Consider the following 24,430-nt stretch of genomic DNA (forward strand, 5'->3'; position numbering starts at 1 on the left):
GAGGATCGGTTATGGCGATTGTATACAGACAGATGGATGAGGGTGTGGCTGTTGTTTATATGAACAACAATGAAAATCTGCAGGATCTGGCTTTTTCACAGGCCCTGAATGCTGTTTTGGACGAGGCCGTGGCAGATACCGAAACACGAGCCATTGTGCTGACCAGCTCGGATCCCAAGTTTTTTTCCAACGGGATTCATGTCAACTGGCTGATGGAAAAATATGCTGCACAGGAATTTCAGGCCATCCGGGATTTCTGTTACGGCATGGATGAGGTGTTTAAAAAACTGCTGCTGGCACCGGTGCCCGCCATTGCCGCCATCAACGGCCATGCATTCGGAAACGGCGCCATTTTGTCCTGTGCCTGCGATTTCCGGTTCATGAAATCCGACCGGGGTTTTTTCTGTTTTCCGGAGGTGGACCTGGGCATTCCGTTTCTGCCGGGCATGGATGCCTTTATTGAAAAGGCCGTGCCCCGCTGGAAGTTCAACGAGTTAAAACTGACCGGCCGGCGGGCCACAGCCCCAGAGCTGGAAGCCCATCACGTGATTGAAAAGGCCTGCGACAACGCCGAACACCTCATGGCCGAAACCATGGGGTTTGCCAAATCTTTCAACAAAAAGCGCGGCATTTTCGCAGAGCACAAAAAACGGATGCACGGCCGCATCATTGAAATCATTGACCGGGAAAATCCAGAGCATATCGATGCGGTAAACCTCATGGTCACTGAATAAGGAGGTTGTATGAAAATCAAGGAGCCGGGAAAAGTAACCGATCGCATCACCCTGCTGGGCCGGCGGGAATCCAATGTATATCTGCTCGACGGCGGCACCGAGGCTGCCATCATCGGCGGGGGAATGGTCTACATCGTACCCGAAGTCCTGGAGCAGATCCGGGAGATGGCCGTGGATACGGAAAAGATCAAAAGGATCGTGATTCTTCATTCCCATTTTGATCACTGCGGCATTGTACCGTTTTTCAAAAAACAGTGGCCCCGTGCGGCCGTGGCCGCATCCGCGCCGGCAAAGGCCATGCTGGCCAGACCGAAAGTGATTGAAACCATCAATGCCATGAATCATGAGACCCTAAAGCGCCGGGGCCGGCTCGATGATGCAAAAGAAAAAGGATATGCCGATTTTGAGGGCATCGATGTGGAGCAGGTGCTCGAAGACGGCCAGAAGATCGCCTGCGGGGATCTGACCCTGGAGATTCTGGCCGTGCCGGGTCATTCCTCGTGCTGCCTTGCCGTGTACGTGCCTGAGCAAAAAGCCCTGTTTGCCTCGGATGCCGGCGGCATTGAAGCCGGAGACGAGATTTTTACTGCGGCCAATTCCGATTTTGACAAGTATCAGCAAAGCCTTGAAAAAATGGCGGGCTTAGATATTGCCGTCTACCTTGCCGAGCATTATGGCGCGCGAACCGGTCAGGAGGCGGCAAATTTTTTAAATCGGTCCATTTCTGCCGCAGCCGAATTCCGCACCCGGATCGAGCAGTCCCTGGCCCAGACCGGTGATCCGGAAAAAACTGCAAAGGACCTGGTTGCCGAAAAAATGGAAAATTCGCCCTCGGATCTGCTGCCTGCAGAGATCATTTCCATGATCGTCGGGCAGATGGTTTATTTTGTGGCCAAACAAAAGGGGCTGGCCTAGTCGATCCAGTTTAAGGTCCGGTCAACGGCTTTTTTCCAGTTTTTGACATCCTTTTTGCGCTGCTCTTCAGACATTTGCGGCTGCCAGGTTTTGTCCAGGGCCCAGTTTTCCTTGAGTTCGCCGATACCGGAGGCAAACCCGCTGGCCAGGGCGGCCGCAGACGCGGCCCCCAGGGCCGTGGTTTCCGTGATTTTGGGCCGGACCACCGGGATGCCCAGAATGTCTGCCTGAAACTGCATCAAAAGCTCGTTTACCACCATGCCGCCGTCCACCTTGAGATTGTCCATTTTCACCCCGGAATCCTTTTCCATGGCTTCGGCCACATCCAGGGTCTGGTAGGCCACGGCTTCAAGCACGGCCCTTGCGATATGGCCCCGCTTGATAAACCGGGTCAGGCCAACGATCACCCCCCGGGCGTCCGAGCGCCAGTACGGGGCAAACAGTCCGGAGAAAGCCGGGACAATGTAGGCGCCGCCGTTATCGGCAACCGAACGGGCCAAAGGCTCGATTTCCGCGGCATGCTCGATGAATTTCAAATTGTCGCGCAGCCACTGCACCAGGGCGCCGGCAACGGCAATGGAGCCTTCCAGGCAGTAGACCGGTTTTTCGCCGCGTACCTGGTAGGCCACGGTGGTGAGCATGCCATGGCGGCTGGCCACCGCTTCGGTCCCGGTGTTTAAAAGCAGAAAGCACCCGGTTCCATAGGTGTTTTTGGCTTCCCCGACCTCAAAGCAGGCCTGGCCCACCAGGGCGGCCTGCTGATCGCCCAGGGCACCGCAGACCGGAACTTCCGCCCCCAGGGGACCGTCTTTGCGGGTGGTGCCCCAGGTGTCGGAGTCAATGGAGGGAACGATGCGCGGCAGGATGGATTCGGGGATGTTGAAGGCGTTGAGGATCTGCTCATCCCAGGACAGGGTCTCAAGGTTCATGAGCATGGTGCGGCTTGCGTTTGATACATCCGTGACATGTGATCCCCCTCCGGGCCCGCCGGTGAGCCACCAGATAACCCATGACTCCACCGTGCCGAACATGGCCTGGCCTTTTTGCGCACCCTTGCGCGCGGGCTGGCAGTTATCGAGTATCCAGCGCAGCTTGGGCCCGGCAAAATAGGTGGACAGCGGAAGCCCGGTTTTCTCTCTGAACCGGTTCTGGCCGCCGTTTTCGGCCAGGCGGTTGCACATCTCGTCTGTGCGGGTGTCCTGCCAGACAATGGCGTTCATGTAAGGCTTGCCGGTGCGGCTGTCCCATACCAGTGTGGTTTCGCGCTGGTTGGTGATACCCACCGCCTCGATGTCGGATCCCTTCAGACCGGTTTTGGAAAGGGCCCCGCGCATGACATCGCCGGTGTTTTCCCATATTTCCACTGGATTGTGCTCCACCCAGCCCGGCCTGGGAAATATCTGTTCATGTTCCTTCTGGGCCGATCCCACGATCCGGCCCCGCCGGTCAAAAACAATAAAGCGGTTGCTGGTGGTGCCCAGGTCCAACGCCCCGATGTAATCGCCCATGGCCGGAAACCTCCTTTGGTTTGAGTTGATCAATGGATTTTGAGTCGATCCTATCACAATTGCAGCGCTGCCGGCACCCCTGAAAAAGACCCGGAAGTTAGGTTTTTTCAAGAAATCTGCGCGCAGCCCGGACTGCAGCGTATGCCGTTGCAATGGATAGCCCGCTGCCGCATTTTTCGCGCATCCAGTCCTGGCCGGCCAGAATCGTGCCGGCTGCAAACAAATCCGGCCAGACCGGACTGTTGTTGTCATCCACCGGCCTGAAGCTTGTGTCAACAGCCAGGCCGGCCCGGTTTACCGGATGGCCCCCGGCATGCAGCAGGTCCCGGTGATGCCAGGAGTCCCGCTCCGGGACCCGGGCCACCGGAAGGTTGAAAATGGTTTCCGTAATTCCGGCTCTGTCTGCATGCAGGCCGCCGCCCAAAAACCGTCCGCTGCAGACCAGGGCCGCCCTGGCTGATACAAGGCGCCAGTGACTGCGGTCTCCCACTTCAAATACCCATCCGCCGCCGGTTTTGCGGCAGGCCTTGCGCACGTTGTGCTGAAAAAAAGCATTTATGCCCATTTCCGGCAGGTGCTGCTGAAAGATTTCCATTATCCGGATACCGGAAACGCCCGGCACCATGGTGGAGATTTCAAAAACCGGCACCCCCAGAAGGCCGCTGAGTTCTTTTGTGACCTTTTGGGTGCGCGAAATGCCCAGAATTGCAGGCAGCGCCACGCAGGCGGCATCGCCCAGGTACGGGGCGATGTTTTCTGCAAGTTTTTCGCGCATGCGGGCGGTTTCCAGGGCCCGGGCCATGGGCTCCGGATGGAGCTCTGTACCGGCTTCGGGAAACCCGATGGTCACTGGCCGAAGTCCCGGCCAGGTCCGGGCCAGGTTTGCGGCGATCATCCGGCTGCCAAATCCCTTAAGCCCTTTGAAATCAACGAGCAGGCATGGTTGCTGGTGTGCCATGGCCGCCTGTCCATGGGCCATGGTATGGGCCGCGGCATAGGTGGGTTTCACTGTGCCGGCGGCCGTGGGCATGATCATGTTTTGATTTTTTCGATACATGTAAGGATAGCCCGCCTGTTCAAAAAAACCCAGCACGGTATCAACGGCCGTCTGAATTTCGCTGATTGCCATCTTTGCATATGGGTGGGCCGGCTCATGGCGGCCAAGATCTGCAATGGCCGGCCAGGGATTTTTGACAATCCTGCTCCGTGCCACGGGATAAATCCCCAAAACGTCTATCAGACCGCTTGCAAAGCCGAGCTGTCCGGTCCGGCCGGCCTGGACAATGTCAAGGTCTTGTCCGGCGGCAAACAAGGCTGCGGCCATGCCGGCCATGCCGGTGCCGATGATCATCAGGTCGCAGTGAATATCGGCTTTCTGGTTGTTCATTTGATCCTCGCAGGCCGGGTTAAAACCGCGCGAAACAGTAAAGTCATGATGGTTTACAGCTCCAGGCAAAACAGGCCGCAGTGCATTGCCTCCATCAACTCGGCCCGGGCCAGGCCATTGTTCCAGGCAAGGGGCTGCCGGCCGCGCCACCGCTCCTTTAAAAAGGCGCGCAGATCATCTGTGCCGTACCGGTCGTTTATGTATCCCTGATCATATAGATAGGCCATGATGCGCATGCTGCAGAAAGTTCCCTGGCAGGGACCCTTGCCGATGCGGCTTCGCAGGCTGATCGCTTTTAGATCGGGCCGCTGCTGGTTTGCGGCAAAGGTGTCTGCAATCTGCTTGACAACGCTTTCCGGAACCATTTCGCATTCGCAAAGCAGGGGTTCTTTGCACCGGTTTTCCCGTACCCAGGCCGCCGGGGCCAGGCCCGGCTTGGTCCATTTTGCTTCGGCTGCATCCGGGACAGGCTCGGTGCGGGTGCGGCAAACAGCCTGGATACCGAGTTTTTCGCACACCAGATCGGCTGTTTTTTCCGCCATGAGCCGGCAGGTGGTGAGCTTGCCGCCGGTGATGGAAACAAAGTTGGCCATTTGTTCGGGCTGATCCTGGTGATCAATAAGCTCATAGCCCCGGCTCACGGCCCGGTCATCCGGATCCCGGGCCGGGTTTGTTATCTCAGAGCCCGCCGGTAGGGGGCGTACCCCGCAGTAGGCGCGGATATAGTGCGTTTGCGCCAATTTTGGAATCATGGCCGATCCCTGGTCGAGAATGGTATCGATTTCATGGATTTCCGGGTAGATGAAGTCCGGTGAGGCCACGCGTTCGGAAGTGGTGCCCAGAATGGACACGGTTCCCCCCGGAACCAGGATATCGCCGTCAGTGGGCATGCGCAGGCGGTTGATAACCCGTTTGGCGATGCGGTTTTGCGTGACCATCAGGCTGCCCTTGGAATAATACATCTGCATTTGTGCGCCTGCGCACCGGGCGATGATATCGGCCCAGGCGCCGGCGGCATTGACCACGACTTGCGCTTCAATGAAAAATTGCTTGTCCGTGTTCAGGTCCCTGACATGGGTGCAGACGATGCGGCCGCCCCTGATTTCAAATGATGTGACCTGATGGCGGCAAAGCAGGCGTGCCCCGTGCGCCTGTGCGCAGCTGAGATTGTCCAGCGACAGTTTAAACGGATCAATGGCGGCATCATCGACCCAAAATGCGGCGATCACATGCTCTGACAATGCCGGTTCCATGTCCCGGGCCTGGTCCGGGCTCAGGGGTTGAACAGGGATGCCGCACTTTTGGCAGGCTGTTGGAAAATCGGCGATATATTTTTCATCATCGCCCTGCACGGCCACAAACAGACCGCCTGTGTCTTCAATGCACTGGGGGGCGATTTGTTTTAAAATCCGGTTTTCCGCATGGCATTCCGCGGCCGCGGCTGGATCAGAGACGATATACCGGGCGCCGCTGTGCAAAAGTCCGTGGTTGGCCCCGGAGGCCCCTGCATTGACGTCACCCTTTTCAACCAGGATGCAGTCTATCCCTCGCAGGGAAAGGTCGCGGGCCAGGGCGGTGCCGGTCGCCCCGGCGCCGATGATCAGTACACAGGTCTGCATCAGCCCCCCTTAGCAGGGTTTTTGCTTGTGAAGACAGCCATGGGATGTTAAGCTGATTTTGACAAAAACGAAAATTTATCCGAATAATACCACAAATAATGCGATATGTCACGTACAAATTTTCGAAAATGAAAATAAGCCTTTCGTTTTATTACATCCGGCAATGCGCGGCACAGCCGGAAGCAGCCGTTTTCAGGAGTGTCCATGGCATCCCGATCTTTGTCTGAGTTCATGGCCGTTGAAAAGAAAAGTTCCGGGCGGACAGCGCCGGGATCCGAGGCCCGGCTGAGCCCGGCGGACCGCCATTTGGGGATTCAAAGGATCGTTCAGGCCCAGGGGTTTGTGACCATAGAATACCTGGCCAGGGAGTTTGCTGTTACACCCCAGACCATCCGCCGCGATATTAATCTATTGAGCGAAGACGGGCTGATTCAGCGTTTTCACGGCGGAGCCGGGGTGGCATCGAGTACGGAAAACGTTGCCTATACCGAGCGCAAGATCATGTGCTACCGGCAAAAACAGCAGATCGCGCAATTGCTTGCAGGCCAGATTCCGGATCATGCATCTGTTTTCATCAACATCGGCACCACCACCGAGGCCGTGGCCCGGGCCCTTGTGGATCACAAGCGCCTGACAGTGATCACCAACAATTTGAACGTGGCCAATATTTTGTCGGCCAACGAGCAGATTGAGGTCATTGTGGCCGGCGGTCTTCTGCGGCACCGGGACGGGGGGCTGATCGGGCAGGCGACCATTGATTTTATCCAGCAGTTCCGGGTGGATTTCGGGGTGATCGGCATCAGCGGCATTGATTCCGACGGCACGCTGCTGGATTTTGACTACCGGGAGGTGCGTGCAGCCCGGGCCATCATTGACAATTCCCGAAAGGTGTTTCTGGCCGCGGATCACACCAAATTCAGCAGAAACGCCATGGTGCGCCTGGGAAACATCGAAGAGATTCACGCCCTGTTTACCGACCGCCGGCCCCCTGCACCGCTCATGGAGACCCTGGAGCGTGCGGAAGTGGAACTTTTCGTGGTCTGATAAAAAATAACTTTTCTGCAGTTACTTCGAAGACTTGGATGTGCTGCTCTGGATTCCTTTGGTGTGAAACTTTGCACACAGTCGGCCATGATGCCGGCCCGGGGGTGGTTTGCGAGTCGCATTGAGCGCGCGAGCGGTCAGCAGGGAGCAAACCCCCACCGGGTCGGCATCATGCGAAAATTATAGAACCAAGCACGAACAGCAACTTTTTTGATGTTACTTAGAAGATTTTTCCAGGCGCATCGGATTGATCATTTCCGAAAATTGTTTTAAATATTTTTTATAATTTTCACTTGTGAAATCTTGTTTGATCTGATAGGGATGGGATAAGCAATGGGCACAGAACGGTAACAATCTCCGCATAGAGCGATTTTTGCTTTTTTTGCCCGGTTGTCCGCATTTCCGGGACGCGGTTTGCGATTTTTCAGGGAGAACCTTGAAATGGGAATCGCTGTTTTCAACATTGAAAAGTCCTACGAGGCAACCCCCGCCTTGCGCGATGTGTCCATGGAAATCGAGGACGGTGCCTTTGTAACCCTTCTCGGGGCCACGGGTGCCGGAAAGACAACACTTCTTCGCATCATGTGCGGCATCGACCGCCCGGATAAGGGCCGGGTGCATTATGACGGCGCCGATGTCACCCGGGTTCCGGTTCGGAAAAGAAACGTGGCCATGGTCTATCAGGAGTTTGTCAATTACCCGTCCATGACCATATACGAAAACATCGCCTCTCCGCTGCGGGTTTCCAAAACCCGGCATACAAAAGCCGATATTGATCAAAAAGTGCGCCATAATGCCGAGCTTCTCGGTCTGACCGGGGTGCTGGGTCATTACCCGGAAGAAGTCAGCGGCGGGCAGAAGCAGCGCACCGCCATTGCCCGGGCCCTGGTCAAGGATACCCGGTTTGTTTTTCTCGACGAACCCCTGGCCAACCTGGACTATAAGCTGCGCGAGGAACTGCGCGGGGAGCTTAAAAGCCTTCTGACCCACAAGGGCGGGGCCGTGGTCTATGCCACGCCCGAGCCCGTGGACGCCCTTTCCATGTCAACGCATGTGGCCTATCTCCAGGACGGCCGGGTGCTGCAGTACGGAGCCCTTCAGGATGTCTACCGGAATCCGGCCTCGGTGGAAGTGGGCGCCTATTTCAGCTATCCCACCATGAACATCATGGAAGCCGATGTGACAACAGAGCAGGACAGGATTTTTCTTCGCATCTCAGAAGAAATTGCAATCGATGTCACCCAATTCCGGGACAGGCTGGCGCATGGGCAGTATTTGGTGGGAATCCGCGCATACAATCTTTATACCGCTCAAAAAGGGGAAAATCTGATTGCCTTCAGCGCCACCGTGGAACTGGCCGAGGAACTCGGCTCGGATACGGAATTGCATGTCCGTCATCAGGGACAGGTGTTTGTGGTGCTCATGCAGGAGGTGGCCAGGTTTCCCATCGGAACGCAGATAACCGTTTACCTGGATCCTTCCCGGCTGTTTCTGTTTGACAGGGCAACAAGGCAGCTGGCCTTTAAAACCTTTGCCTGACCGGCACAGGCCGGCTGCCGGGTATGGAGGAAAACCATGGCCCGAATCGAGCTTGAAGGCATTTCCCATTCCTATGATTCCTCCTCGAAGCCCGAGGACCAGCGGGAATATGCGGTTTCCGGGCTGGACATCTCCTGGCCCGACGGCAGTGCCAACGCCCTGCTCGGGCCTTCCGGATGCGGCAAAACCACGATTTTAAACATCATCTCCGGACTGCTGTATCCCACCGCCGGCCGTGTCCGGGTCAACGGAAAAGATGTCACAGGGCTTGCCCCCAGGGAGCGCAAAATCGCCCAGGTGTTTCAGTTTCCGGTGGTCTATGACAGCATGAACGTGTTTGACAATCTGGCCTTTCCCCTGCGCAATCAAAAAACCCCGGAAAAAACCGTGAAAACAAAAGTGGAGGAAACCGCTGAGGTCCTCGGGCTGGCCGATCGGTTAAAATTCCGGACCACGGGTTTGAATGCCGCAGACAAGCAGAAGATTTCCCTTGGCAGAAGCATTGTGCGAGAAGATACGGCGGCCGTGCTTTTGGATGAGCCCCTGACGGTCATTGATCCCAAATTTAAGGGGGAACTGCGAAGAAAGCTCCGGGAGGTTCAGAACCGGCTGAAAAAAACCATGATCTATGTCACCCATGACCAGCACGAGGCCCTGACCTTTGCAGACAATGTGACCATCGTCAAAGACGGACGCCTCATTCAAAAGGGAAGCCCGGAAGAGCTGCACGCCCAGCCGGCCACCCCGTTTATCGGCTATTTTATCGGCAGCCCGGGGATGAATCTGCTCGATTGCCGCCTGGAGGAGGACAGATTGGAATTTGCCGATTTTGAGCTGCCCATTGGCCAAGGGATGAAGAAAAAGATGGCTTCTTACGGAAAGGATTTCAAATTCGGCATAAGGCCGGAATTTTTGGATGTGGCTGCGGGGGAAAAAAACCGGGCCGTGGCATTTACGGTTGCAGTGATCGAAGACACCGGCGCCTACAGGGTGCTGACCTGTGATCGGGAAAGCTCCCGGATCAAGACCAGGGTGACCGAATCCATCAATATTCGGGAAGGAGACCGGGTCTGGCTGGGGTTTCCGGAAGACAAGATCAATCTGTTTTATAACGAACAAAGAATTATCTGAGGCGGTATCCGCAAGCCCTGAATTCGGTTATTTCCGCGGACAACATTTTCAAGGGGAACTGCAATGAAAAACAGAGGCTGGCTGTTTCTGATTCCCGCACTGGCAATTCTGTCCATCAGTGCCTTTATCCCCCTGATGACCGTGATCAATTACTCCCTGCACTACATCTTTGCGGGATCCGCGCCGACATTTGTGGGATTTGACAATTATATCGAGGTGCTCCGGGATCCGGCTTTCCAGGGCGCACTGATCCGGCAGCTTTTTTTCAGTATGGGCATTCTGGCCGTGGAAGTGCCCCTGGGCATCTGTATTGCCCTTTCCATGCCCAGAAGGGGACCGGCCGTGGCCCTGTGTCTGGTTTTGCTAGGCATTCCCCTTTTGATCCCGTTTAATGTGGTGGGCATTATCGCCCGGGTGCTCACCCAGTCCTCGGTGGGCCTGATTCCGGAATTTCTGGCCCTGGTCAATTATGATTTCAACGTGTCCAAGTACCCGCTGGATGCCTTTGCCACCATTTTTCTACTCGATGTCTGGCACTGGACCCCTTTGGTGGCCCTGCTTTGCTATGCCGGGCTGCAGGCCATACCCGATGCCTTTTATCAGGCTGCCCGGATTGACGGGGCATCTTCGTGGAAGATGTTTCGCTACGTGACCCTGCCCAAGCTGCGCTCGGTTTTGATCATCGGGGTTTTGCTGCGGTTTATGGATTCGTTTAAGATCTATGCCGAACCCCTTCTGCTCACCGGCGGCGGACCCGGGGATGCCACCACATTTTTGAGCCTGCACGTGGCCCGAAAGGCAGAATCCTATCAGCTCGGGTATGCCGGGGCCTCATCGTTTATCTATCTCTTCATTGTCATTGTCTTCAGCTATGTCTTCTTTCAGCTGATGACCCATATCGGCAAAGGAGAAAATCAATGAAGAAGCGCTATATTTTTCTGATCTGCTATCTGGTGGTTCTGTTTATCCCCATCTACTGGATGATCAATACATCACTGAAGACAGACAACGAGATTTTAAAAGAGCTGACCCTGATTCCCAAAGACCTGACGTTTAAAAATTATGCGGAGATTTTCACTTCTCCCTTGTGGCGCAGCAGTTTCATGAATTCGCTCATCTATGTATGCTTAAATGTGGTGATCAGCCTTATTGCCGCCATTCCCGCGGCCTATGCATTTTCCAGGTGGAAGTTTCGGGGCTCGCATCACCTGTTTTTCTGGCTTCTGACCAACCGAATGGCACCGGCCGCGGTATTTATGGTCCCGTTTACCGAGCTGTACTACACCCTGCACATCTATGACACCCACCTGGCCGTGGCCCTGGCCCACTGCCTGTTTAACATTCCCCTGGCCATCTGGATACTGGAAGGCTTCATGTCGGGGATTCCCAGAGAAATTGATGAAACCGCCCTGATCGACGGCTACAGCTTCCCCCGGTTTTTCGGCAAAATATTTTTTCCCCTTATCGCACCGGGCGTGGGCGTGGCAGCGTTTTTCTGTTTTACCTTTTCCTGGATTGAGCTGATTCTGGCCAAGGCCCTGACCATTACCGATGCCAAGCCCGTGGTGGTGACGCTGACCGTGGGCATCGGCGCAGAAGGGGTGCGCTGGGGCCTGCTGGCCGCGGCCGGGGTGCTGACCATGGTGCCCGGGGCCATTGTGGTTTATTTCGTGCGCAATTATATCGCCAAAGGGTTTGCCCTGGGGAGGGTATAGCAAATGGTGGACTGGATTGCCGTCAATACCTCATGGATGTACTGGACCTGGCAGAGCGGGCTGGCCCTCGGCGGCCTGTTTGCGGCCATCGCGTTTATGGGTATCTGGGACGGGATTGCTCCGTCCGTGCCCAGAAAAGGCTTTCTTCCCATCCGTACAACACGGGGCGACCGGTTTTTTATCGGGATTATCTCCCTGATCGCCGTATTTCTGATCTGGCTTGGCATCGCGGGGGATACGGCCTTGTGGATTCCCCTGGCCATCTCGCTTGCCTGGTTTGCCGCTGAGGGCCGGTGGGGATAAATTGAATCTGAATTGAGCGATTTTCAAGTTTGCCGCAGCTACAAGGAAGCCGATGTCGAGCGATAGTCAGCTATGCGAGATATCGGATGACACAGTAGATGCGGCAAACCTGGAAATCCCGGAGTTTTTGTACCGGATTGACGCTCATTGTAAAAGGAGGTGATATCGGCGGTAAAAAAACGCTGTTGCAAAAGAGGATGGCACCGTTTAGCCGTACGTGAAATTCTGAGAAATTGCGCGTAACGCAGATATTGGACTTTTACGGCGCCATCAAAGATTGTAAACGCCAACATTTTACAAGGAGGGGGACATGTATCGAGCATGGACGGCAAAAATCGTACTGATGCTCACAGCGCTGGCTTTCCTGCTGCCGGCCGCGGCACAGGCCGATACCATCGACAAGTGGATTGAGGTCTTCCAGCCCTCGGTGCTTTCCAAAAAAGAGCAGAGAAAGGAGCTGGAATGGTTTGCCAAAGCCGCCGAGCCATACAAGGGAATGAAGATCACCTCGGTGGCCGAAGGCATCAACACCCACAAATGGGAAGCCAAGGTGCTGGCCCAGGCGTTTGAGGAAATCACGGGCATCAAGGTCACCCATGACATCATCGGAGAAGGCGAGGTGGTCGACCGGGTCCAGCGCCAGATCCAGACCAACCGCAAGCTCTATGATATCTACGTCAATGATGCGGATCTCATCGGCACGCACCTGCGCCTTGACAGCGCCCTGAACTTTAGCGAGTACATCAAGGGCGAGGGCAAGGATGTCACCAATCCCATGCTGGATCTCGACGATTTTTTAAATCTGGAGTTTGGTCAGGATTATGACGGAAACCAGCTTCAGCTGCCGGATCAGCAGTTTGCCAACCTGTACTGGTTCCGCTACGACTGGTTCACCGATCCGGAGCTGAAAAAGGCCTTTAAGGAAGAATATGGCTATGAGCTCGGGGTGCCGGTGAACTGGGCGGCATATGAGGATATTGCCGAGTTTTTCACGGGCCGGGAAATCGACGGGCAGACAGTCTACGGCCATATGGATTATGGCAAAAAATCGCCTTCTCTGGGCTGGCGGTTTACAGACGCCTGGCTTTCCATCGCCGGAGCCGGGGACAAGGGCCTTCCCAATGGAATGCCGGTTGACGAATGGGGCATCCGGGTTGAGGACCGCATTCCCGTGGGCGCCTCTGTGGAGCGCGGCGGTGCGGCCAACGGCCCGGCTGCGGTGTATGCCACAACCAAATATGTTGAATGGATGGACAAGTATGCACCACCGGATGCCGGCTCCATGACCTGGTCCGAGGCCGGCCCAACGCCTTCCCGGGGCAATGTTGCCCAGCGGATTTTTCAGTATATTACCTGGCTGTCGGATCCGGCATTTAACTCGGATCAGAGCCCGGTCACCGACGCCACTGGCAAGCCTCTGTGGCGGGTGGCACCCACGCCCCACGGCAAGTACTGGGACGAGGGCATGAAAGTGGGTTATCAGGATGCCGGATCCTGGACGATTCTCAAAAACAGCGTTAAAGGCGACGACCGGGCCGCGGCCTGGCTGTGGGCACAGTTCTGCGTGTCCAAGACCGTGAGCCTGAAAAAGTTTATTGTGGGCCGGACTCCGGTTCGCAAATCCACGGTGTTTTCCGATTACCTTGCAGAAGAGGAGAAAAAGGGCACCTACGGCGGTATTGTGACCTTTTACAAGTCGCCCGTGGAGCACATGTGGACAGACACCGGTCCCAATGTGCCCCATTATCCGCTTCTGGCAGAGCAGTGGTGGAAGCACATATCCCTGGTCACCACCGGGGATGCCACTCCCCAGAAGGCTATGGATGATCTGGCCTACAAGATGGACGAGCTCATGGGCCGGCTGAAAATGCCCAAGTATTCCCCGAAGCTCAATCCCAAAAAAGACCGGGAATACTGGCTGTCCCAGCCCGGGGCGCCCAAGCCCGAGCGGCCGGATGAAGAGCCCAAAACCATGGATTATGATGAAATGTTAAAACAGTGGAAAGGGCAGTAAGCTGAAGAAACCTGTAGCAAAGCAATCTGTCTGAAAAGAGGGCCCGGCTTTAAGCCGGGCCCTCTTTTGTTCATATGACAGTAATCTCTTCCGGATATTCGCCGAGCTGTTCCAGTCCGTTTTGGGTGACCACATGGGTGTTTTCAATTCCCACCACGCCTTTTTCCGGGAAAATGACCTTGGGCTCCAGGGCAATGATCATCCCGGGTTCCAGGGCCAGTTTCTGCCCCCGGGCAAGAAACGGAAATTCATCCAGCTCCAGGCCGATACCGTGGCCTACAAACCGGATGCGCTGGGCACCCGTGCCCATGAAACAGTCGCCCAGGCCCTTGTCTTCAGCCATGTTCAGGGCCAGTTCGTAAAGATCGCCCGCGGCTGTGCCCGGCAGGGCGGCTTTTTTCACAGCCTCCTGGATATCGCGCATCACCTGATGGGCGGCCGTCAGGTCGGCGGGAAGTTCGCCGATGGAATAAATCCGGGCGTGATCGGAATTGTAGCCCTCAAATGCAAAAACCATGTCCACAAGCACGGGCTCGTTTCTGCCCACGGGCCGCATGCCCGCTCCCTGAGCCACATATGCGTTGACCCCGGCACCGCCGGTTGGCGAAGACAGATAGCTCGGCACGGCAGCCGCAGACCCGGCCATGACGTGGCCGTAAAACAGTTCGGCCCCCCACAGCCGCATGCGTACAATACCCTGGTGTCCCATTTTTCTGGCTTCGGCCTCGATTCGGCCGGCCAGTTCCACCTCCGGTATGCCTTCCTTTAACAGATCGGGCACACAGGCCGCCAGGCGGTCGGAAAACCGGGCGGCGGTGCGGATTTTATCGATTTCATAGTCTGATTTCACCGCGCGGATCATCCGGATGGCGGTGCTGATATCCGTGATTTCGGCGTTTTCAAACAGCCGGATGAAATTGAAATACAGGTTTGCCGGCAAAACATCGAGCTCCATGCCAAGTCTTGCCGGGCGATCAATGCCGTGCCGGCCCAGGATCTCGGGTATCTGTTTGGGGCTGGAAAGGGAAACAACCTGGCTGAGGGCCGATTCCGCCCTGGCGCGCTCAATATCCTTTCTGACCATGAGCACGGCCTCGCCTTCAGCCGGAATAAAGAGATGGGCCTGCTGGATGGTTCCGCTGAAGTAAAACAGATCGGCCTTCTGCAGTATCAGGGCGCCCTGGAGTTGTTTTTCCTGCAGGTGCTGCTGAAGTTTTCGCACACGGGCGTGTAGTTCTTCCGGCGGGGTGGAGGGGCCGAAATCCATAAGCAACGCCTTTCTTTTTGTAAGGGATTTACACAGCTTTTTGTTTATCCATGTCACTGCCGGTCCGGCCTGTCAAGCCGGTTTGCGGTTTTTGCGCACCAAAAAAGTTGCACAGTCATGGATAACCTGTTAATATCTATTTAAAAAGATATGATCCTTTCTTCAACATCCCGTTCAGGCGGCGTCCATGAGCCCAAAACCGACCTATGAGCAGATGGAACATCAGATGCAGGAATTAAGCCGGGAAGCCGAGCGCTGCCGGAGTGCCGAGTCGGCATTTCAGGATCAAAAAGCTTACCTTGAGGCCCTGCATGAAACCTCCCTTGGCTTGATTGCCAAGATTGACAAAGAAGAACTTCTGGAAAATATTCTGGATCGGGCTTCATCTCTGACCGGCACCGAGCACGGCTTTATTTATCTGCGCGAGCCCGGTACCCGACACATGCACATGCGGATGGGAAAGGGGTTTTTCAGGGGCGAGCTGGGCCGGCAGGTGGTCCGGGGCCAGGGTCTGGGCGGCCGGGTATGGGAAACCGAAGCGGTTTTGCTCGTTGATGACTACCAGGTTTGGCCCGGCCGGATACCGGAGAAGAAACTCGACCAACTGCGTTCCATTGTCGGTATTCCCCTGAAGTCGGATACGGAAGTGGCGGGTGTGATCGGTCTTGCCCATGTGGAAAAAGGACGCTGTTTTACAAAAGAGGATGTGAGCGTGCTGGAGCGATTTGGCGCCCTGGCACTGATCGCGCTTCAAAAGGCCCGGCTGTACGCTGACGTGCGCCGGGAACTGGCCGAGCGAAACCGGGCCGAGGCGGTTTTGCGGGAAAGCGAAACCCGGTACCGCACCCTTTTGGAATCATCACCGGATCCAATTGTGGTCTATGACATGAAAGGTATTGCCACTTATGTCAACCCGGCTTTTGAAACCACCTTCGGGCTGTCGCGAAAGGAACTGCTGGGCAAACGCATCGATTTCGTGCCCGAGGAAAGCCGGGCCGAAACCCGGCAGGCCATTGAAAGGATGCTTTCCGGCCAGACCATCAATCTTTTTGAAACCCGGCGCCTGACCCGAGACGGCCGGGTGCTGGATGTTCAGATTTCTTCCACCCTGTATACGGGCGCAGACGGCAGGCCGGCGGGCAACATCGTGATCCTGCGCGATATCAGTGCGCAAAAGCAGGCGGAAAGAAAGCTGCAACATTACCGCGACCAGCTCGAAAAACTGGTGGCAGAGCGCACGGCAGAACTCGAAGGCTCCAACAGGGCCCTTGAGCAGGAAATCGAGGAGCGCAAGCGGGCTGAACATTGCCTGCAGCAAAATCAAAAAGACCTGCGCGCCCAGTCACATCATCTCGAGGAGGTCAATACCGCCCTGCGGGTTCTTTTAAACCAGCATGAGCGCGACCAGCGTGGGCTTAGCGAAATGGTGCGCAGAAACGTGGAGCAACTCGTTCATCCCTACCTGGAAAAAATCATGAATACACGTCTGGATACGCGCCAGAAAACGCTTTTGCAGATCCTGGAGACAAACCTGGACAATATCGTATCCCCGTTTATCCACAGACTGGCCGGCCGAACCGGAAATTTCACGCCCATGGAGATCCGCGTGGCCGATCTGATCAAGGCGGGCAAAACCAATGACGAGATTGCAGAAGTGCTTTTGGTTTCCAAAAACACCATATTGTTTCACCGGCACAATATCAGAACCAAATTGGATATAAAAAACAAGAAGATAAACCTTCGCGCCCATTTGCTTTCCCTTGAACAATAGCGGGTATAACCCGCTATTTTACTGCTATTCTCTCTAATTGACTTTGTCTCCCCACGGTCTCAATATTATAACCAGACAGCGCATCATTTCTCCCACACTCTCATTTAAGAGAATTGTATGCCGAATTTAATCGTATCTGATGTAACGCTCACCTTTGGCGGTCTCCACGCCCTTTCTTCCGTGAACCTGGAAATCCAGCCCGGTCTGATCACCTCTGTTATCGGGCCCAACGGTGCGGGCAAAACCAGCCTGTTAAACTGCATATCCGGATTTTACCATCCCACCAGCGGCGAGATTCATTACAAGGACCGGCGTTTGACGAAACTGGCGCCGCACCATGTGTCAAAGCTCGGAATATCGCGTGCTTTCCAGAACCTTGAGCTGTTTGGCGGACTGTCCGTGCTCGACAACCTCATGCTGGCCCGCCACAAGGATCTTTCCTATAATCTTTTGCACGCTGTTTTCTTCTTTGGAAAAGCCGCCAGAGTTGAAGCGGAAAACCGGGAAAACGTGGAAAGCGTCATCGATTTCATGGAGCTTGAGCCTTACCGGAAACAGACCGTTGGCAATCTGAGCTACGGGGTGCAGAAAAGAGTCGAAGTGGCCCGGGCCCTTACCCTGGAGCCGGAAGTGATTTTGCTCGACGAGCCCATGGCGGGCATGAATGTCGAGGAAAAAGAAGACATGGTGCGCTTTATTTTCGACATCAAAAAGGAGTGGGAAATAACCGTGGTTATTGTCGAGCATGACCTTGGCGTGGTCATGGATATTTCGGATCAAATCTATGTGCTGGATTTCGGCGAAGTGATCGGATTGGGAAATGCGGATCAGATCGCCTCCAATCCCAGGGTTGTCGAGGCCTATATCGGGGAAGAGTAGACAGGTATGGAAAACAGGGACCATCTTCTTGAATACAGCATCCCCCAGCTTCTGCGGTGGCGGGTGAAAACCAGCGGCAATAAAACCGCACTCAGGGAAAAGGATTTCGGCCGCTGGATTCCCTACACCTGGAACGAATACTACGATTATACCCGCAGGGCGTCGCTGGGGTTAAAGGAGATCGGTTTCGGCCGGCAGGACAAGATCGCCCTGATTTGCGACAACATCCCTGAGGTGCTTTTCGTGGCCATTGGGGCCCAGGCCGCAGGCGGGATATCCGCGGGCATCTACCAGACCACCCTTCCCGACGAGATCGCACAGATTATCGACTATCTTGAGATCAGCGTGGTTTTCTGCTCGGACCAGGAGCAGGTTGATAAGGTTTTGGAGATCCGTGAACGCATTCCGAATGTAAAAAGGGTGATATACGAAGATCCCAGGGGCATGCGCGGCTACAGATCCGATAAATGGTTTATGTCCATAGACGACCTCTACGCACTCGGCGACCGGGCACATCAAAACGACCCCGGGTGCTTTGAAACCATGGTGGACGAAGGCAGCGCCGATGAGGTCTGCCATCTTTGCCTGACCTCCGGGACCACGGGCCTGCCCAAGGGGGCTATGATGACCCACCGCAATTATATCAACATGGGCTTGCGGCTCACAGAGGTGGACCCCCTGGAGCCCACAGACGAATATGTTTCCTTTCTGCCCTTTGCATGGATCGGCGAGCAGATGAATTCCTTCGGGGTGGCCATGGCAACGGGCATTGCCATTAATTTTCCGGAATCGGTTGAAACCGCAATGGCGGATTTAAAGGAAATCGGTCCCCATTTCATGTTCGGCGCCCCGCGCATATATGAAACCATTCGGTCGCAGATCTGGCTCAAGATCGACGAGTCTTACCGTTTTAATAAGCTATGCTACAATTTTTTCATGAAAATCGGGGAGAAGGCGGCTCACTACCGGATGACCGGCCGCAGCAAGCCCCAGGTCCTGGGCGTTCTTTCCTGGCTGGGCAGTGTTTTGATGTTTCGCCCGCTGGTCAACCAGATCGGGCTCAGCCGCCTGCGGCGGGCCTACACCGGTGGGGCGGCCCTGGGTCCGGAGCTTTTCACCTTTTACCAGGCCATCGGCGTCAACCTCAAACAGATCTACGGCCAGACCGAGATCACCGGCATCGCCTACGTGCACAGAGACGGCGGGGTGCATCCGGAAACAGTGGGCAAGCCCCTTCCCGGCACAGAGTGCATGATATCGGATCAGGGCGAGATTCTTTCCAGGTCCGCCTCTGTGACAAAAGGCTATTACAAGGCACCGGAAAAAACCGCTGAACTCATAGAACCCGACGGATGGCTGCATTCCGGGGATGCGGGATATATCAACGAAAACGGTCACCTGGTGGTCATAGACCGGGTCTCTGATGTTATGCACAACAGCCGGGGCGAGATGTTTAGCCCCATGTTTCTTGAAAATCGACTCAAGTTCAGCCCTTATATCAAGGAAGCCGTAATTTTCGGCAATCAGCAGGACTACGTGTCGGCTTTGATCAACATCGATCCCATAGTGGTGGGCAAGTGGGCCGAAGACCGAGGAATATCGTTTTCCACCTTCATGGATCTTTCGGCAAAGCCGGAGGTGGCCGACCTGGTTTACAGGGAAATCGCCAGAATCAATGGAAATGCTGAACAGGCCCATTTCCGGATTCACCGGTTTGCCATCCTGTATAAGCTGCTCGACGTCGATGACGGGGAACTGACAAAAACCGGAAAGATCCGCAGGCAGTTTGTCCGGGAAAAATACCGCGATCTTTATGAGGCCCTCTATGACGCCTCTGTTTCCGAAAAGCAGGTCGAGGCCTTTTACCAATACCAGGACGGGCAGACTGCCACAGTGAAAACCAAACTGGCATTTTATACAATGGAACAAACCTCATGACTTATTTTTTCCAGCTCGTTGTCAGCGGAATTGTGGTGGGCTCAATCTATGCCCTGGCGGCCATCGGATTTGTGCTCATCTACAAGTCTTCCCGGGTGCTCAACCTCGCCCACGGCCAGCTCATCGCAGCAGGGGCGTACATCACATACACGCTCACGGTTTATTGCCACATACCCATTTATATTTCATTTGTGCTGAGCATGATACTGACGTTTTTCCTGGCCATGAGCGTGGAGAGAATCTTTCTGCGCCGCCTGATCGGAGAACCGATCATCTCGGTGATCATGGTGACCATCGGCCTGATGTCGATTATCGACGGCGTTATTTATCTCACCCCGTTTGGATCTGAAAATCTTTCCTTTCCATCGTTTCTGCCTTCTCAGCCCATTGTTTTCCAGGGGATCTATATTTCTTATACCCAGCTTGCGGGGGTTTTGATCACGTTTTTGCTCATCGGGGTGTTCTCCTGGTTTTTCAGGAAGTCCACTGTGGGCATTTCCATGCGCGCGGTCTCCGATGACCAGATGGCATCCATGTCCATCGGCATTTCCGTGCCCAGGGTGTTTGGCCTGGCATGGGCCACCGCAGGCCTGACAGCCGCGGCGGCCGGCGGAATTCTTGGCAATATCGTGGGCCTTAACTTTGATACGCTGCATGCCTTCGGGATCATCGTGTTTCCGGTTGTTATACTCGGAGGGCTGGATTCCCTTCCGGGCGCCGTGGCCGCAGGAATCATCATGGGCCTGATCCAGCAGTTTGCAAGCGGGTATCTTGACGGTAACTGGGGGCTGAGCGGCACCGCAAGCCTTCTGCCCTATATTGTGCTGCTGGTGATCCTTTTGTTCAAGCCCCACGGCTTGTTTGGTACACACGAAATTGAACGGGTGTAGATGATGTCAGCAAATCGCTGGATGGCCACAGGCAATTATTTTACCGCTTACCGGCAGGAGCAGCGGATTTTTGCCACCCATACCGACCGTCTGATGTTTGCGCTCTTTCTGGTTGTTTTGTTTTCATGGCCTTATTTCATCGAACTTTCCACCAAGCACATGCTGGTGATTGACAATATTCTGATCGCCGTTATTGCGGTCTACGGCCTGAATCTGGTCACAGGGTTTGCCGGTCAGATTTCAGTGGGCCACGCGGCCTTCATGGGGGTGGGCGCGTATACGGTGGCCTCTGTTGCCGGGGTTATCGGAGATCAGCATGTGCTCATCACCCATGCCTGGCCCCTGATGATTCTTTTATCCGGACTCATGGGGGCGGCCATGGGTTTGATCGTCGGCCTTCCGGCCCTGCGGTTGCGGCATTTGTACCTGCTTATGGCCACGCTGTCCTTTCAGTTGATATTTCAGTGGATCATCGGGTCCATGGAATTGTTCAACCAGGGGCAGTTCATGTATGTGGGCCGTGTGCACTGGTTTTCAGGCGAGGTGGGCCGTTCTCAGCATTACATGTTCTGGTATTATGCGCTTCTGGTTACCGTGGTTGTTTCCGGTTTGGGGGTTCGCAACATTTTGCGCACCCGATACGGACGCAGCCTGGTGGCTGTGCGCGACAATGACCGCGCAGCCGATGCCATGGGCATGCATCCCGGATTGACAAAGGTTTTTGCATTCGGTCTGGCGGGGTTTTTCGCCGGAATGGCAGGCGCCCTGCAGGCCTATCTCAACCGGGGTGCGGGTTTTGAGACCTTTACCCTCCATGAGTCCATTCAGTATCTGGCCATGACAATCGTGGGCGGCCTGGGACAGCTCACAGGATGCATCTTCGGGCCGGCGGCAATCCGGATTCTGGATCTTCAGGTGGAATCCCTTGCGCAATGGGCCGGAGGGATTCTGCCCTCATCGCTGGACCTGGCCACCGGACTGCGGCCCCTGAGCTTCGGTTTGGTCATTGTCTTGTTTCTCATCTTCGAGCCGCGCGGTATCGCCAACTGGTGGCGGATCATACGTTCTTATATAAAGCTTTGGCCGTTTCGATACTGATCTGCGGCCGTCTGGCTTGCGGGGCTTTTGCCCGGAGCCGTTTAAACAAGTCAAATCAAGGAGGGGGAAATGAAAACCAAAAAAATCAGCATATGGTTGGTTGTTGCAGCCGCGGCCCTGATGCTGGCCGCACCCGGGTCTTCCATGGCCGGAGAGGTTTACAAAACAGCGCTGTCCCTTGCCATCACAGGCCCGACATCTGATGCGGGAAATCCCTATTCAAAGGGAGCGGAAGATTATTTCCGGTATGTCAATGACATGAACCTGCTGGGAGACGATACAATCGAGTGCACGATCCGGGATGACAAGTATGAGACAGCCATCACCAAGCGAAACTTTGAAGAATTTCTGGATATGGGCATTGTGTTTTATCTCAATTATTCCACCGGCAGCACCCTGGCGCTGAAGCGCGATTTTGACGAAGTGAAAATGCCCACACTTCCGGCCTCGTTTCATGCCGGCAACATAGAGGGTTCGGATTACATTTTCCTGCCCATTGCGTCATATTCCGCGCAAAACATCGGCCTTGCCGAATATGTGGTGGACCACCATGAAGGCGGCACCCCAAAGGTGGCCATGTATGTCCATCCATCCGCTTTTGGAAGAGAGCCTGTCAAAGACATTGAGAAAGCCATTGAAGCGGGTCTGGATATAGAACTCGTTGAAACGGTTGAACACGGTCAGGATCTGGATGTCACGGCTATGATCCAGAGGTGGAGAAGCAAGGGCGTTGAGTATGTAATAAGCCAGACGGTTCAGTCGCCGGTGGCAACAATGCTCAAGGGTGCAGGCAACCTCGGACAGGTTGCAGAAAGCTTTGGAGAAGAAGGGAAGATGACCTTTCTCGGCGCCCATTACACAGGCGGCAACGACTTGATCGCCCTGGCCGGGGATGCGGCTGAAAATTTTTACTGGACAACTTCTTATATCGTGACATCCGAACCCGGAGCAGGTGCCGAGGCCCAGCTTGAACTTGCCCAAAGGTACGGCCGGGACGAGAAGACGAGCAATTCACACAACTATGCAAACGGGATCATGGTCGCCCAGGTCACAACAGAGGTGATCCGGCGGGCCAAGGCCAGGGGAAATGAGATCAACAAGGAAAATCTTTATCAGGAACTGCTGGAGATGAACGGCATGAACGCCTTTTACCCGGTTACCACCGTGGGGCCGGTTACATATTCCAAAGACGATCACCAGGGAGTTGACACCCTGCAGCTCTATGTTGTCCGTGACGGGGCGTTTCGGGCAGAGGGAAAACCGTTTATCTCTGAATACGCAGAAAAAATCAAGTAGGCTCAATTCTTTGTCCCCGGCCCGCCGCTGCACCATGGCAGGTGCAGCGGCGGGTATAGGGGAAAACATCTGAATTGCGGGTTTAAATTTCCATGGAAACAAAACAGGACGGCCATCTGCTGGAAGTCAACAATATCGAGGTTGTATACAACGATATTGTTCAGGTTTTAAGGGGCGTGAGCCTGAAGGTGGCCGAAGGCGGCATTGTATCGCTTCTGGGCACCAACGGCGCTGGCAAGACGACCACGCTGCGGGCCATCAGCGGGCTGCTCAAGCCTGAAAACGGATACATCCGCGACGGCTATATCAGGTTCAGGGGCCGGGATATCACAAACGTTCTGGGAACCTACGTGGTAAGGCAGGGAGCGGTGATGGTGCCCGAGGAGCGCCGAGTTTTCAAGCATCTGACCGTGGATGAAAACATCTGGGTGGGTTCGGTGACCCGCAAAGACGGCCAGCAGAAAATCCGTGAAGACCATGAACTGATGTACCGGCATTTTCCCCGTCTGGCCAACATTCCCAACAGGCTTGCAGGCTATTGTTCCGGCGGAGAGCAGCAGATGATCGTGATTGCAAGAGCCCTGATGGCCGCCCCCAAGGTGCTGATGCTCGACGAGCCGTCCCTTGGCCTGGCCCCGCTTCTGGTAAAAGAGATTTTTGAAAACATTGCCGCCATCAACAGGGATCTGAATACCACTATTCTGCTCGTGGAGCAGAACGCCAGGATCGCCCTGGAAATATCGCAGTATGCCTATATCATGGAAACCGGCAGGATCGTGCTGGAGGGGCCGGCTGCGGAGCTGAAGCAAAACCCGGATGTAAAGGAGTTTTACATGGGCCTGACCCGGGCGGGGGGACGAAAATCATTCAAGGAGGTCAAGTCTTACAAGCGGCGGAAAAGATGGATGTAGAAAAGGAAAGATCTCATGAAAATACTGGTCGGCTACAACCGGACAAAAGCCTCGGCCAATGCCCTGTCCCTTGCCCGGGAACATGCCCTGTTTTTTAATGCCAGGGTTTTGGTTGTCACCTCCATGGAAGGCGGGTCAAGCGAGACCTTCGAGCAGATCGCCAGCGTGGACAAGAGCCTCAATGAGGCCGGGCGGTTTATGAAGGAAAAGGGAGTGGAATGCGAGACCCATCAGCTTGCCCGGGGGATGACCCCGGGCGAGGATTTGGTGCGCTTTGCCGCGGAAAACGAAATCGATCTGATATTCGTGGGGGTCAGGAAAAAATCCCGGACCCAGAAGATCATTCTGGGCTCCACCGCGCAGTTTATTATTTTAAAGGCTCCGTGCCCCGTGACCACTGTTAAGTAAGTGGGCAGAAGGCAGAAGGCAGAAGGCAGAGGGCGGAAGGCAGAGGGCGGAAGGCGGAAGGCA

Annotated in this window: 21 protein-coding genes; 17 read left to right on the plus strand and 4 right to left on the minus strand. The window is 55.2% G+C overall.

Annotated elements, in window-relative coordinates:
• Positions 1-11: 11 nt before the first annotated feature.
• Both HNR65_RS06830 and HNR65_RS06835 read left to right on the plus strand, forming a co-directional pair.
• Positions 12-734, plus strand: a complete 723-nt coding sequence (locus HNR65_RS06830) for an enoyl-CoA hydratase/isomerase family protein (protein WP_181550727.1) — start codon at positions 12-14, stop codon at positions 732-734.
• Positions 735-743: 9 nt separating this feature from the next.
• Entirely contained in the window at positions 744-1,649 is a 906-nt protein-coding gene (locus HNR65_RS06835; RefSeq protein ID WP_181550728.1) for an MBL fold metallo-hydrolase, read from the plus strand.
• Here the strand turns inward: HNR65_RS06835 and glpK are convergent.
• The 3 genes from glpK to glpA form a co-directional block, all read right to left on the minus strand.
• Complete coding sequence (gene glpK, locus HNR65_RS06840) at positions 1,646-3,157, minus strand: glycerol kinase GlpK (protein ID WP_181550729.1); 1,512 nt, start codon at positions 3,155-3,157, stop codon at positions 1,646-1,648. The two genes, HNR65_RS06835 and glpK, sit on opposite strands and share 4 nt — an antisense overlap.
• A 97-nt stretch (positions 3,158-3,254) precedes the next feature.
• Entirely contained in the window at positions 3,255-4,544 is a 1,290-nt protein-coding gene (gene glpB, locus HNR65_RS06845; RefSeq protein WP_181550730.1) for a glycerol-3-phosphate dehydrogenase subunit GlpB, read from the minus strand.
• Between the two features lie 53 nt (positions 4,545-4,597).
• Positions 4,598-6,163, minus strand: coding sequence for an anaerobic glycerol-3-phosphate dehydrogenase subunit GlpA (glpA, locus tag HNR65_RS06850; protein ID WP_181550731.1), 1,566 nt, complete (start codon positions 6,161-6,163; stop codon positions 4,598-4,600).
• 204 nt (positions 6,164-6,367) lie between these two features.
• On the opposite strand from glpA, the gene HNR65_RS06855 reads away from it, so the two are divergent.
• The 7 genes from HNR65_RS06855 (at position 6,368) to HNR65_RS06885 (ending at position 13,909) form a co-directional block, all read left to right on the plus strand.
• Complete coding sequence (locus tag HNR65_RS06855; RefSeq protein WP_232364685.1) at positions 6,368-7,207, plus strand: DeoR/GlpR family transcriptional regulator; 840 nt, start codon at positions 6,368-6,370, stop codon at positions 7,205-7,207.
• Positions 7,208-7,648: 441 nt separating this feature from the next.
• Positions 7,649-8,746 (plus strand): ABC transporter ATP-binding protein, encoded by a 1,098-nt coding sequence (locus HNR65_RS06860; RefSeq protein WP_181550732.1) that lies wholly within the window; start codon positions 7,649-7,651, stop codon positions 8,744-8,746.
• Between the two features lie 36 nt (positions 8,747-8,782).
• Positions 8,783-9,877, plus strand: a complete 1,095-nt coding sequence (locus tag HNR65_RS06865; RefSeq protein ID WP_181550733.1) for an ABC transporter ATP-binding protein — start codon at positions 8,783-8,785, stop codon at positions 9,875-9,877.
• Positions 9,878-9,940: 63 nt separating this feature from the next.
• The gene (locus HNR65_RS06870; protein WP_181550734.1) at positions 9,941-10,798 is read left to right on the plus strand and encodes a carbohydrate ABC transporter permease; all 858 of its coding nucleotides are present in this window, start codon (positions 9,941-9,943) and stop codon (positions 10,796-10,798) included.
• On the plus strand, positions 10,795-11,592 hold the full coding sequence (locus HNR65_RS06875) for a carbohydrate ABC transporter permease (RefSeq protein WP_181550735.1): 798 nt from the start codon (positions 10,795-10,797) through the stop codon (positions 11,590-11,592). The genes HNR65_RS06870 and HNR65_RS06875 overlap by 4 nt, the downstream gene beginning before the upstream one ends.
• A gap of 3 nt (positions 11,593-11,595) precedes the next feature.
• A complete protein-coding gene (locus HNR65_RS06880) occupies positions 11,596-11,895 on the plus strand; it encodes a DUF2160 domain-containing protein (RefSeq protein ID WP_220128313.1) in 300 nt (99 codons plus the stop codon).
• Positions 11,896-12,205: 310 nt separating this feature from the next.
• The gene (locus HNR65_RS06885) at positions 12,206-13,909 is read left to right on the plus strand and encodes an ABC transporter substrate-binding protein (protein ID WP_181550736.1); all 1,704 of its coding nucleotides are present in this window, start codon (positions 12,206-12,208) and stop codon (positions 13,907-13,909) included.
• A 70-nt stretch (positions 13,910-13,979) separates the two neighbouring features.
• Here HNR65_RS06885 and HNR65_RS06890 read toward each other — a convergent pair whose 3' ends face one another.
• Positions 13,980-15,176, minus strand: coding sequence for a M24 family metallopeptidase (locus HNR65_RS06890; RefSeq protein ID WP_181550737.1), 1,197 nt, complete (start codon positions 15,174-15,176; stop codon positions 13,980-13,982).
• Between the two features lie 187 nt (positions 15,177-15,363).
• Here HNR65_RS06890 and HNR65_RS06895 point away from each other — a divergent pair, with 187 nt between their 5' ends.
• The 8 genes from HNR65_RS06895 (at position 15,364) to HNR65_RS06930 (ending at position 24,367) form a co-directional block, all read left to right on the plus strand.
• Entirely contained in the window at positions 15,364-16,947 is a 1,584-nt protein-coding gene (locus HNR65_RS06895; protein WP_181550738.1) for a PAS domain S-box protein, read from the plus strand.
• 117 nt (positions 16,948-17,064) lie between these two features.
• Positions 17,065-17,826: an ABC transporter ATP-binding protein gene (locus HNR65_RS06900; RefSeq protein WP_181550739.1), complete on the plus strand. Its 762-nt coding sequence runs from the start codon at positions 17,065-17,067 to the stop codon at positions 17,824-17,826.
• A 6-nt stretch (positions 17,827-17,832) separates the two neighbouring features.
• Positions 17,833-19,764 carry an AMP-binding protein gene (locus HNR65_RS06905; RefSeq protein ID WP_181550740.1) on the plus strand — a complete coding sequence of 644 codons (1,932 nt, stop codon included), beginning with the start codon at positions 17,833-17,835 and terminating at the stop codon, positions 19,762-19,764.
• A complete protein-coding gene (locus HNR65_RS06910; RefSeq protein ID WP_181550741.1) occupies positions 19,761-20,654 on the plus strand; it encodes a branched-chain amino acid ABC transporter permease in 894 nt (297 codons plus the stop codon). Before HNR65_RS06905 ends, HNR65_RS06910 begins: the two co-directional genes overlap by 4 nt.
• Complete coding sequence (locus tag HNR65_RS06915) at positions 20,655-21,752, plus strand: branched-chain amino acid ABC transporter permease (protein WP_232364686.1); 1,098 nt, start codon at positions 20,655-20,657, stop codon at positions 21,750-21,752.
• A 69-nt stretch (positions 21,753-21,821) separates the two neighbouring features.
• Positions 21,822-23,048 (plus strand): ABC transporter substrate-binding protein, encoded by a 1,227-nt coding sequence (locus tag HNR65_RS06920; protein WP_181550742.1) that lies wholly within the window; start codon positions 21,822-21,824, stop codon positions 23,046-23,048.
• 92 nt (positions 23,049-23,140) lie between these two features.
• Entirely contained in the window at positions 23,141-23,959 is an 819-nt protein-coding gene (locus HNR65_RS06925; RefSeq protein WP_181550743.1) for an ABC transporter ATP-binding protein, read from the plus strand.
• Between the two features lie 15 nt (positions 23,960-23,974).
• A complete protein-coding gene (locus HNR65_RS06930) occupies positions 23,975-24,367 on the plus strand; it encodes a universal stress protein (protein WP_181550744.1) in 393 nt (130 codons plus the stop codon).
• The last annotated feature ends 63 nt before the right edge of the window (positions 24,368-24,430 follow it).

The organism is Desulfosalsimonas propionicica, assembly GCF_013761005.1.
Lineage (GTDB): Bacteria > Desulfobacterota > Desulfobacteria > Desulfobacterales > Desulfosalsimonadaceae > Desulfosalsimonas > Desulfosalsimonas propionicica.

What these genes read in the sequence shown, in the direction of transcription:
- glpB (WP_181550730.1), bottom strand. Translation starts at nt 4,544, where the DNA reads ATGAACAACCAGAAAGCCGATATTCACTGCGACCTGATGATCATCGGC.
- HNR65_RS06910 (WP_181550741.1), top strand. Translation starts at nt 19,761, where the DNA reads ATGACTTATTTTTTCCAGCTCGTTGTCAGCGGAATTGTGGTGGGCTCA.
- HNR65_RS06925 (WP_181550743.1), top strand. Translation starts at nt 23,141, where the DNA reads ATGGAAACAAAACAGGACGGCCATCTGCTGGAAGTCAACAATATCGAG.
- HNR65_RS06830 (WP_181550727.1), top strand. Translation starts at nt 12, where the DNA reads ATGGCGATTGTATACAGACAGATGGATGAGGGTGTGGCTGTTGTTTAT.
- HNR65_RS06920 (WP_181550742.1), top strand. Translation starts at nt 21,822, where the DNA reads ATGAAAACCAAAAAAATCAGCATATGGTTGGTTGTTGCAGCCGCGGCC.
- HNR65_RS06885 (WP_181550736.1), top strand. Translation starts at nt 12,206, where the DNA reads ATGTATCGAGCATGGACGGCAAAAATCGTACTGATGCTCACAGCGCTG.
- glpA (WP_181550731.1), bottom strand. Translation starts at nt 6,163, where the DNA reads ATGCAGACCTGTGTACTGATCATCGGCGCCGGGGCGACCGGCACCGCC.
- HNR65_RS06860 (WP_181550732.1), top strand. Translation starts at nt 7,649, where the DNA reads ATGGGAATCGCTGTTTTCAACATTGAAAAGTCCTACGAGGCAACCCCC.
- HNR65_RS06835 (WP_181550728.1), top strand. Translation starts at nt 744, where the DNA reads ATGAAAATCAAGGAGCCGGGAAAAGTAACCGATCGCATCACCCTGCTG.
- glpK (WP_181550729.1), bottom strand. Translation starts at nt 3,157, where the DNA reads ATGGGCGATTACATCGGGGCGTTGGACCTGGGCACCACCAGCAACCGC.
- HNR65_RS06855 (WP_232364685.1), top strand. Translation starts at nt 6,368, where the DNA reads ATGGCATCCCGATCTTTGTCTGAGTTCATGGCCGTTGAAAAGAAAAGT.
- HNR65_RS06880 (WP_220128313.1), top strand. Translation starts at nt 11,596, where the DNA reads ATGGTGGACTGGATTGCCGTCAATACCTCATGGATGTACTGGACCTGG.
- HNR65_RS06930 (WP_181550744.1), top strand. Translation starts at nt 23,975, where the DNA reads ATGAAAATACTGGTCGGCTACAACCGGACAAAAGCCTCGGCCAATGCC.
- HNR65_RS06870 (WP_181550734.1), top strand. Translation starts at nt 9,941, where the DNA reads ATGAAAAACAGAGGCTGGCTGTTTCTGATTCCCGCACTGGCAATTCTG.
- HNR65_RS06875 (WP_181550735.1), top strand. Translation starts at nt 10,795, where the DNA reads ATGAAGAAGCGCTATATTTTTCTGATCTGCTATCTGGTGGTTCTGTTT.
- HNR65_RS06915 (WP_232364686.1), top strand. Translation starts at nt 20,655, where the DNA reads ATGATGTCAGCAAATCGCTGGATGGCCACAGGCAATTATTTTACCGCT.
- HNR65_RS06890 (WP_181550737.1), bottom strand. Translation starts at nt 15,176, where the DNA reads ATGGATTTCGGCCCCTCCACCCCGCCGGAAGAACTACACGCCCGTGTG.
- HNR65_RS06895 (WP_181550738.1), top strand. Translation starts at nt 15,364, where the DNA reads ATGAGCCCAAAACCGACCTATGAGCAGATGGAACATCAGATGCAGGAA.
- HNR65_RS06900 (WP_181550739.1), top strand. Translation starts at nt 17,065, where the DNA reads ATGCCGAATTTAATCGTATCTGATGTAACGCTCACCTTTGGCGGTCTC.
- HNR65_RS06905 (WP_181550740.1), top strand. Translation starts at nt 17,833, where the DNA reads ATGGAAAACAGGGACCATCTTCTTGAATACAGCATCCCCCAGCTTCTG.
- HNR65_RS06865 (WP_181550733.1), top strand. Translation starts at nt 8,783, where the DNA reads ATGGCCCGAATCGAGCTTGAAGGCATTTCCCATTCCTATGATTCCTCC.